Origin of the sequence: Streptococcus sp. DD11, from assembly GCF_001578865.1 — a bacterium.
GTDB lineage: Bacteria > Bacillota > Bacilli > Lactobacillales > Streptococcaceae > Streptococcus > Streptococcus panodentis.
On record NZ_KQ969393.1, the window covers coordinates 183,700 to 185,244 of the forward strand.

The window sequence follows — 1,545 nt, forward strand, 5'->3', positions numbered from 1 at the left end:
GCTGAGCTTATCCAAACTCTTTAAGAAGCATAAGGAGGTCAAAGAATAATGGCACTGCTTGATGTAAAAAAATTAACCAAAAACTTTGGCGGTCTGACAGCTGTCAGTGATGTGACGCTGGAGCTGAATGAAGGGGAGCTGGTCGGTCTGATTGGCCCTAACGGTGCTGGCAAGACCACTCTTTTCAATCTCCTGACAGGCGTCTACGAGCCCAGCGAAGGGACGGTCACTCTGGACGGGCATCTGCTCAATGGCAAGATTCCTTACAAGATTGCGGCCCTGGGCCTCAGCCGGACCTTTCAGAATATTCGTCTTTTTAAGGATTTAACTGTTTTGGACAACGTTCTGATTGCCTTTGGCAACCACCACAAAGCGCATGTCTTTGCCTCTTTCTTCCGCCTGCCGGCTTACTATAAGAATGAGGAGGAGCTGAAGACCAAGGCTTTGGAACTGCTGAAAATCTTTGATTTGGACAAGGAAGCAGAGACACTGGCGAAAAATCTGGCCTATGGCCAGCAGCGCCGCTTGGAAATCGTACGGGCTTTGGCGACAGAGCCTAAGATTCTCTTTCTGGATGAGCCTGCTGCCGGTATGAATCCTCAGGAAACAGCAGAGCTGACGGCCTTGATCCGCCGGATTAAAAATGAGTTCAACATTACCATTATGCTGATTGAGCATGATATGAGTCTGGTCATGGAAGTGACGGAGCGGATCTATGTGCTGGAATACGGCCGTTTGATTGCCCATGGCACTCCAGACGAAATCAAGAACGATAAACGCGTTATCGAAGCTTATCTAGGAGGTGAAGCCTAATGCCCATGCTTAAAGTTGAGAATCTCTCTGTTCATTACGGCATGATTCAGGCTGTCCGCGATGTCAGCTTTGAAGTCAATGAAGGGGAAGTTGTTTCCCTGATCGGGGCCAACGGTGCCGGTAAGACAACAATCCTCCGCACCATTTCCGGACTGGTCCGCCCGAGTGCCGGCAAGATTGAATTTTTAAACAGACCGATTCAAAAAGTTCCTGCTCAGAAAATCGTAGCTGCGGGGCTTTCCCAAGTGCCGGAAGGCCGCCATGTTTTTCCGGGGCTGACGGTGCTGGAAAATTTGGAAATGGGTGCCTTTCTGAAGAAGGACCGTGAAGAAAATCAGGCTAATCTCAAAAAAGTTTTTTCCCGCTTCCCTCGCTTGGAGGAACGGAAAAATCAAGATGCTGCGACCCTTTCAGGAGGAGAGCAGCAGATGCTGGCCATGGGCCGAGCTCTGATGAGCCAGCCCAAGCTGCTTCTCTTGGATGAGCCGTCAATGGGCTTGGCGCCCATCTTTATCCAGGAAATTTTCGATATTATCCAAGATATCCAAAAGCAGGGGACAACTGTCCTGCTGATCGAGCAGAATGCCAACAAGGCTCTGTCCATTGCAGACCGCGGCTATGTCCTGGAAACCGGCAAAATTGTCCTCTCAGGTACAGGAGAAGAACTTCTGGCCTCAGACGAAGTCCGCAAAGCCTATCTAGGTGGCTAAAACTGGACTGACGTCCAGTTTT

2 protein-coding genes are annotated in these 1,545 nt (G+C 49.8%); both read left to right on the top strand.

Going from position 1 to position 1,545, the window contains the following annotated elements:
* Nucleotides 1-48: 48 nt before the first annotated feature.
* Nucleotides 49-813, top strand: coding sequence for an ABC transporter ATP-binding protein (locus STRDD11_RS04155; RefSeq protein WP_128835692.1), 765 nt, complete (start codon nucleotides 49-51; stop codon nucleotides 811-813).
* Entirely contained in the window at nucleotides 813-1,523 is a 711-nt protein-coding gene (locus tag STRDD11_RS04160) for an ABC transporter ATP-binding protein (protein WP_128835695.1), read from the top strand. Before STRDD11_RS04155 ends, STRDD11_RS04160 begins: the two co-directional genes overlap by 1 nt.
* The last annotated feature ends 22 nt before the right edge of the window (nucleotides 1,524-1,545 follow it).

Bases quoted from the DNA above. Each gene is read 5' to 3' on its own strand.
- STRDD11_RS04160 (WP_128835695.1), top strand. From the start codon at position 813: ATGCCCATGCTTAAAGTTGAGAATCTCTCTGTTCATTACGGCATGATT.
- STRDD11_RS04155 (WP_128835692.1), top strand. From the start codon at position 49: ATGGCACTGCTTGATGTAAAAAAATTAACCAAAAACTTTGGCGGTCTG.